General features: G+C 73.5%; 6 protein-coding genes and 1 pseudogene. 5 read left to right on the plus strand and 2 right to left on the minus strand.

The features are described 5' to 3' along the window. A pseudogene (locus AMY39116_RS44435) lies at positions 1–276 on the minus strand (AsnC family transcriptional regulator); the annotation flags it as partial. Between the two features lie 109 nt (positions 277–385). Here AMY39116_RS44435 and AMY39116_RS0341405 point away from each other — a divergent pair. Genes AMY39116_RS0341405 through AMY39116_RS0341415 form a run of 3 tightly spaced genes read left to right on the plus strand, consistent with a single transcriptional unit; the run spans position 386 to position 4,755 of the window. Next, complete coding sequence (locus AMY39116_RS0341405; protein ID WP_020423474.1) at positions 386–2,041, plus strand: DUF885 family protein; 1,656 nt, start codon at positions 386–388, stop codon at positions 2,039–2,041. Then, the gene (locus AMY39116_RS0341410) at positions 2,038–3,669 is read left to right on the plus strand and encodes a DUF885 family protein (protein WP_020423475.1); all 1,632 of its coding nucleotides are present in this window, start codon (positions 2,038–2,040) and stop codon (positions 3,667–3,669) included. Before AMY39116_RS0341405 ends, AMY39116_RS0341410 begins: the two co-directional genes overlap by 4 nt. Positions 3,670–3,714: 45 nt before the next feature. Beyond that, positions 3,715–4,755: an LLM class F420-dependent oxidoreductase gene (locus tag AMY39116_RS0341415; RefSeq protein WP_020423476.1), complete on the plus strand. Its 1,041-nt coding sequence runs from the start codon at positions 3,715–3,717 to the stop codon at positions 4,753–4,755. On the opposite strand, the gene AMY39116_RS0341420 is transcribed toward AMY39116_RS0341415, so the two are convergent. Further along, a complete protein-coding gene (locus tag AMY39116_RS0341420; protein ID WP_020423477.1) occupies positions 4,748–5,128 on the minus strand; it encodes a nitroreductase family deazaflavin-dependent oxidoreductase in 381 nt (126 codons plus the stop codon). The genes AMY39116_RS0341415 and AMY39116_RS0341420 overlap by 8 nt on opposite strands. Before the next feature lie 85 nt (positions 5,129–5,213). Here AMY39116_RS0341420 and AMY39116_RS0341425 point away from each other — a divergent pair, with 85 nt between their 5' ends. Continuing rightward, positions 5,214–5,993: an Fpg/Nei family DNA glycosylase gene (locus AMY39116_RS0341425; protein ID WP_020423478.1), complete on the plus strand. Its 780-nt coding sequence runs from the start codon at positions 5,214–5,216 to the stop codon at positions 5,991–5,993. A gap of 30 nt (positions 5,994–6,023) precedes the next feature. After that, positions 6,024–6,197 carry a hypothetical protein gene (locus tag AMY39116_RS46950; protein ID WP_020423479.1) on the plus strand — a complete coding sequence of 58 codons (174 nt, stop codon included), beginning with the start codon at positions 6,024–6,026 and terminating at the stop codon, positions 6,195–6,197. Positions 6,198–6,664 lie beyond the last annotated feature (467 nt).

A 6,664-nucleotide genomic window follows, 5' to 3' on the forward strand; every position in this document is an offset into this window, starting at 1 on the left:
GGACTGCGGGTGCGCGGCCGGTGCCTGGTAGGGCCCCGGGTTCGGCGTCTGCGGCTGCGCGGGCGGGAACGCCCCGGCGAGCGCCGCGCGGAGGCCCTGCGGGTCGCTCTCCACGCCGACCAGCAGCGGCAGCCCGCTGCCGGACAGGGCGACCAGCCGGTAGGCCACCTCGCGCGGGTCCATGCCGACGCGCGCCGCGAGCTCGTGCACGGCCACCTTGCCCAGTTCGGCCAGTGCGGCGAGCAGGCGGGCATCGGCGGGATCGGTCACGGCCACGTCCGGAAACGCTACCCGCTGGCCTTCCCGGCCCGGTCGTTCACCCCGGCGCGCCGCCCGGAGGTTCTAGGCTGGCGGCACGCTGACCCGACGAAGCTGGGATGGATGGATGACCGAGGTCGTGAAGCTCGCCGACGAGTTCGTGGACGCCCTGTTCGACGCGGAGCCGTTGTGGCCCGCGGTGCTGGGGCTGGAGTCCGACCGGGACGGGCTCGGCGACCTCGGCGAGGAGGCCGAGGCCGCCTACCGCGACCGGCTCGACGGGTTCGTCCGGCGCGCCGAGGAGATCGACCCGGCTGGGCTCAGCGCCGAGGACCGGGTGACCCGCGACGTGCTGCTCAGCCAGGCCCGCGCCAACCTGGACCGGCTGGACACTCACCTGGTCGAGTTCACGATCAGCGACATCTTCGTCGCCCCCGCGGTGGGCCTGCTGACGATCCTGCCGATGGTCGGCGTGCCCGACGACGAGCAGGGCCGCCGCCACCTGGGCCGGCTCGCGGCGATCCCGCGGTACCTGGAGCAGGCCGCGGACCGGCACCGGGCGGGCGTCGCGGCGGGGCGGGTGCCGGTCGAGCACCTGGTGCGCGCCGCGATCGCGCACTTGGACCGCTACCTGGCCGCGCCGGACGCCGACCCGCTGCTGCGCCAGCCAGCGCCGAGCGAGGAGTTCGCCGCCGAGCGCGAGCGGGTGCTGGCCGAGGTGGTGCGGCCCGCGTTCGCCGCCTACCGCGACGCGCTGGCCACGGACATCGCGCCGCACGGCCGCTCGCCGGAGAAGCCCGGTGTGTGCTGGCTGCCTGACGGCGAGCGCATCTACGCCTCGCTGGCGCGCACGCACACCACCACCGACCGCACGCCGGACGAGCTGCACGAGACGGGCCTGCGCATCATCGGCGAGCTGGCCGCCGAATACCGCGAGATCGGCGCGCGCGTGTTCGGCACCGACGACCTGGCCGAGATCTTCCGGCGGCTGCGCACCGATCCGGAGCTGCGCTGGGGCAGCGCCGAGGAACTGCTCGACACCGCCCGGTCGGCGATCAGCCGCGCGGAGGAGGCCGCGCCGCGCTGGTTCGGCCGAATCCCGCCGCACAAGTGGGTCGTGGAGCCGGTGCCCGCGGCCGAGGCGCCCGGTGGCCCGGCGGCGTTCTACCTGCAGCCGTCGGTCGACGGGTCGCGGCCGGGCATCTACTTCGCCAACACCCACGAGGTGACCGAGCGGTTCCGGCACGCCGCCGAGGTGACCGCGTTCCACGAGGCCATCCCCGGCCACCACTTCCAGCTGTCCACCGCGCTGACGCTCACCGAGCTGCCGCTGCTGCGCCGGATCGGCGACTTCAACGCCTACGCCGAGGGCTGGGGCCTCTACAGCGAGCGGCTCGCCGCCGAGATGGGCCTCTACTCCGACGGCGTCGCGCTGCTCGGGATGCTCACCATGGACTCGATGCGCGCCGGCCGCCTGGTCGTCGACACCGGCCTGCACGCCAAGGGCTGGAGCCGTCAGCAGGCCGTGGACTACCTGCGGGAGCACACCCCGATGCCGCAGGTCGAAATCGAGTCCGAAGTGGACCGTTACATCGCGTACCCCGGCCAGGCGCTGGCGTACATGGTGGGACGCCTGGAGATCCAGCGCGTGCGGGCGCGGGCCGAGCAGGCGCTGGGGGAGCGGTTCGACATCCGCGCCTTCCACGACCTGGTCCTCGGCGGCGGCGCGCTGCCGCTGTCGGTGCTGGAGGCGGTCGTCGACGAGTGGATCGCGCGGGCATGAGCGAGGTGAACGCCCTCGCCGAGGAGCTCACCGGCCTGCTGTTCGAGGCCGACCCGCTGCGCCCGTCGGTGCTCGGCCTGCCCGGCGCCCACGACCGGCTGCCCGACCTCACCGCGAGCGCCGAGAAGCGGCAGCGGGCGGCCTACCTGGACGTCGCGGCCCGCGCGGAAGCGGCCTCGCCCGCGACCGCGGACGAGGCGGTGACCCGCGACGTCGTGGTCCAGCAGGCCAGGGCCGCCGTCGACCTCCTCGACGCGCGGCTGCCCGAGTTCGCGGTCAGCGACGCCTTCACCGCCCCGCTCCAGCTGCTGCTGATGACCCTGCCGATGGTCGAGCTGACCGACGAGACCCGGGCGCGGGGTTTCCTGGCCCGGCTCGCCGCGTTCCCGTCCTTCGTGGACCAGGTGGTGGAACGGCAGGCGGCCGGCCCGGTGCCGCCGGACTTCCTGGTGGACTCCGCGATCGGCTACTTCGACCGGATGCTGGCCGTGCCGGAGCTGACCTCGCTCCGGCTCGATGTCGGTTCGGCGACGCTGGCGGCCGAGCGCGACGCGCTGCTGTCCGGGTTCGTCCGGCCCGCGCTGGCCCGCTACCGCGAGTTCCTCCGCGAAGACCTGCGGCCGCGGGCCCGGCCCGCCGAGGAGGCCGGGCTGTGCTGGCAGCCGGGCGGCCTCCTGCGTTACGCCGGGCTGATCCGCGCGCACACCACCACGGAGCGCACCGCGCAGGAGCTGCACGACATCGGGCTGGCGCTGATCGCCGACCTCGCCGGGGAGTTCCGCACGCTGGGCCGCCGCGTGTTCGGCACCGGCGATCTGGCCGGGATCTTCGAGCGCCTGCGCACCGATCCGGCGCTGCGGTGGGGCAGCGGCGAGGAGCTGCTGGCCGCAGCGCGCGCCGCCATCACGCGGGCGGAAGCCGAGGCGCCCCGGTGGTTCCGGACGATCCCGTCCGCGCGCTGCGAGGTGCGCCCGGTGCCGGAGAGCGACGCGGACGCGGGCACCATCGCCTACTACGTCGAACCGGCGCTCGACGGCTCCCGTCCGGGGATCTACTACGCCAACACCTTCCACGCCGGGGAGCGGTTCCGTCACGTCAGCGAGGCGGTCGCCTACCACGAGGCGATCCCGGGGCACCACTTCCAGCTGTCCCTGGCGCTCGAGCTGGACCTGCCGCTGCTGCGCCGCGTCGCCGACGTCAACGCCTACACCGAGGGCTGGGGGCTCTACGCCGAGCGGCTGGCCGAGGAGATGGGGCTCTACACCGGGGACGTGGCCCGGTTCGGGATGCTGACCCAGGACGCGATGCGCGCCGCGCGGCTGGTGGTGGACACCGGCCTGCACGCGCTGGGCTGGTCGCGGCAGCAGGCGGTGGACTACCTGCGGGAGAACACGCCGATGGCGCCGGTGGAGATCGAGGAGGAGGTCGACCGCTACGCGGGCTGCCCCGGCCAGGCGCTGTCCTACATGACGGGACGGCTGGAGATCGAGCGGATCCGGGCCGGCGCGGAGCGGGCGCTGGGGGACCGGTTCGACATCCGGGATTTCCACGACGTGGTGCTCGGGCACGGCATCCTCCCGCTGCCGGTCCTCGACCGGGTGGTTTCGAACTGGATTACCAGCCGGTAATGTGCTCGGCAATCAGGTAAGCGATCGCTTAGAAGGGTTGGATCGATGCGGATCGGCACCCAGATCTCGTACTCCGGCGGGTTCGCCGAGAGCGTCCGGGACGTCGTCGAGCTGGAGAAGGCCGGGCTCGACGTCGTCACCATCCCCGAGGCCTACTCGTTCGACGCGGTCAGCCAGCTCGGCTACGTCGCGGCGAAGACCGAGCGCGTCCAGCTCGCGTCCGGCATCCTGCAGATCTACACGCGGACCCCGACGCTGACCGCGATGACGGCGGCCGGCCTGGACTTCGTCTCCGACGGGCGGTTCATCCTCGGCATCGGCGCGTCCGGGCCGCAGGTCGTGGAGGGCTTCCACGGGGTGCGCTACGACGCGCCGCTGGGCCGGACCCGCGAGATCGTGGAGATCTGCCGCCAGGTGTGGCGCCGCGAGCGCGTGGTCCACGACGGCAAGCACTACAAGATCCCGCTGCCCGCCGACCAGGGCACCGGCCTGGGCAAGCCGCTGAAGATCATCAACCACCCGGTGCGCGAGCGGATCCCGGTGCAGATCGCGGCGATAGGCCCGAAGAACGTGGCGCTGACCGCGGAGATCGCCGAGGGCTGGCAGCCGATCTTCTTCCACCCGGAGCGGGCTTCCGAGGTGTGGGGCGAGGCGCTGGCCGAGGGCAGGGCCAAGCGCGACCCGTCGCTCGGCGACCTCGACGTGGCCGTCGGGGTGCCGGTGGCGATCGGCGAGGACGTCGGCCACATGCTCGACTGGGTGCGTCCCGTGGTCGCGCTCTACGTCGGCGGCATGGGCGCCCGCGGCAAGAACTTCTACAACGAGCTCGCCTGCCGGTACGGCTACGAGGCCGAGGCCAAGCTGATCCAGGATCTCTACCTCGACGGCAAGAAGGAGGAGGCCGCCGCGGCGGTGCCTGCCGAGCTGCTGCGGGCGATCTCGCTGGTCGGGCCGAAGGGGCTGGTCAAGGAGCGCCTGGCCGCCCTGCGCGAGGCCGGGGTCACCACCCTGCAGGTGACGTTCCTGGAACCCGACCCCGCGCGCCGCGTCGGCGTGGTGAGCGAGCTGCGGGAACTGCTCAGCTGACCCGGTCGAGGAACAGGAAGTCGGTCACGCCGATGACCGACAGGACCTGGCGGACGCCGGCCGGCATGCTGGTCCGCTTCTCGTCGTGCACGAGCCGGGGCCGGGTCGTTTCGACGACCCGGCCCCGCGTCTCGATCCCGCACCCGCCCGCGGCCAGGACGTTCCGGACCCAGTCGGCCTGCGGCCCGTAGGTCAGGGCGACGACGAAGCCGTCCCCGGCGCGGAAGACGTTCACCGGCGTCCGGTAGGTCTTCCCGGACTTGCGGCCGCGGTGGACGATCGTCCCGAAGCCGGGCAGCCCCTTCGTCAGCGGTCCGAGCACGCGGTTGGTCGCCACGCGGTTGAACCGGGCGACCCTCTTCGACAGCACCATGCGATCAGCATGCCCGCTCGCCCGCCGGAAATCAACAAGTGATGAATTGAGGTTTGGGCGCCGGCGTGGGGTGGCAAGCTGTGGTGTGCCCGAGCTGCCGGACGTCGAAGGTTTCCGCCGCACCCTGGCCGCCCACGGGGTCGGCAAGCGGATCACCGGCGTGACCACGCTGGACGCGGGCGTGCTGCGCGGGGTGAGCGCGCGCAGGCTGCGGGAGACGTTGCGGCACCAGCGCTTCGGCGAGCCCCGGCGGCGGGGGAAGTGGCTGATCGTGCCGGTGGACGGCCGTCCCGCCACGATGGTGCTGCACTTCGGCATGACCGGGTCGCTGGAGTGGTCCGAACTGGACGACCGCAACCGGCACGACCGGGTGATCTTCGCCTTCGACGACGGGGAGCTGCGCTACCGCGACATGCGGAAGCTGCAGGGCCTGCGCTTGCTCGCGGGCGACGCGGAGCTGGACCGGCTGCTCGCGGACACCGGCCCGGACGCGCTGGACGTGCCGAAGGAGCGGTTCCGCGTCCTCCTCGGCCGCCGTCGCGGGATCAAACAGCTGCTGACCGACCAGGCGGTGCTCGCCGGGCTCGGGAACCTGCTGGCCGACGAGATCCTGTGGCGGGCCCGGCTGGCTCCGCGGGTGCGCGCCGCGGACCTCGATGGCACGGCGGCCGACCGGTTGCACCGGGAGATGCGCGAGGTGCTGCGGGCGGCGGTGAAGGCCGGGCGGGTGCCGCCGCGCACGACGTGGCTCACCGGGCGGCGGGACGAGCCGTCGGGGACTTGCCCGCGATGCGGGACCGTGTTGGAGCACGGCCGGGTCGGCGGGCGCGGCACCGTGTGGTGCCCGCGGTGCCAGGCCGGTTGACAGTTCGCGGAAAAGGGGTAAGCCGGTGCCATGAACGACAAGGACGACGAGAAGAAGCCGGTCAGCCCCGAACCGCCCCTGTCGCCGGACTTCCCCGACGTCCGGCACCCCGACCTGGACATGGGACCCACCGAGGACGTCGAGAAGCCGCCGAACACCGAAGAGGTCAAGCCGGACGAGGGGATCCCGGAACCGCCGGACTGACCCCGCGGGGTGAGGCGGCGTGCAGGCGCGGGTGGCGCGTGCCCGCAGTGCACAAGCCGGACAAGCTGCACCGCGCGGATTGACGCTGCGGCTTAGTGCAGGGCGCGGACTGACAGCGCGGCGGCGCGCGGCGGGGTGGTGCCGGACTGGCGCCGGGGGCTGCGCGCCCCATCACCTGGCCCGAGGGCAGTCCCGCCGCAGGTTCCATCCGGGGGCGGCCCGACCGGTGGCCGGCCGCGGTGCGCCGTCTCGGTTGCGGCGGTGTGGCTGGGCCTGAATCTCAGCAGGAAGCGGCGATGGCCCGGCCCTATCCCGGCTCACCCTGCGGGAAGCGGCGGTGTTCGCCGCGGCCCGCCCTGGAGACGGTTCAGCCGCTTTGGTCCGTTCAGCGGGATGCGGCGATGGTCCGGCCCTATCCCGGCTCACTCTGCGGGAAGCGGCGGTGTTCGCCCCGGTCGGCGGCCCGG

This window comes from Amycolatopsis sp. ATCC 39116 (genome assembly GCF_000231075.2).
Classification (GTDB): domain Bacteria; phylum Actinomycetota; class Actinomycetes; order Mycobacteriales; family Pseudonocardiaceae; genus Amycolatopsis_E; species Amycolatopsis_E tucumanensis.